Here is a 461-nt window from a genome sequence, read left to right on the forward strand (position 1 = left end):
CGCCTCGGGCACCGGGCCCTGCCCCCGCCCCGCGGGCGGCCGCGGGGGCGCCCGCCGGGGTCACGCCCGGCTAGTCGGGCGGCTGCGGCGTCGCGGGTGCCGGGGCCGCGCCGACGGTGGCGCCCGTGCGCAGCCCGCCCGCGCGCACGACGCCCCCGACCAGCGGCCGCCAGGACGCGCCCACGTCGTCGACGTCGTCGGTCACGAGCACCAGCCCGCGCACGCCGAGCGCCCGGTGCTCGGTCCAGACGGCACCGTCGCCGGCCGTGACCTCCTGCACGTCGTCGGCGCCGTGCAGGCGCAGCCGGACCGGGCCGCGCAGGACGGCGTGCACGGCGCCGTCGGCGTCCGTGCGCACGACCGCGAACCGCGGCAGCGACGCGAACCCGTCGGACGCGACCACGCCCAGCGCACCGAGCACGTCCCCGTCACCGCGCGCGACGCGCCACAGGCCGTCGATC

The 461-nt window shown here is 81.8% G+C and carries 1 protein-coding gene; it reads right to left on the reverse strand.

Features of this window, described 5'->3' with window-relative positions; genetic code table 11:
• Nucleotides 1–70: 70 nt before the first annotated feature.
• Nucleotides 71–461, reverse strand: a 391-nt coding sequence (locus AEA42_RS22610; protein WP_197278428.1) for a hypothetical protein, incomplete at its 5' end; no start/stop codon positions are given.

This window comes from Shewanella sp. Sh95 (assembly GCF_001308045.1).
GTDB lineage: Bacteria > Pseudomonadota > Gammaproteobacteria > Enterobacterales > Shewanellaceae > Shewanella > Shewanella xiamenensis.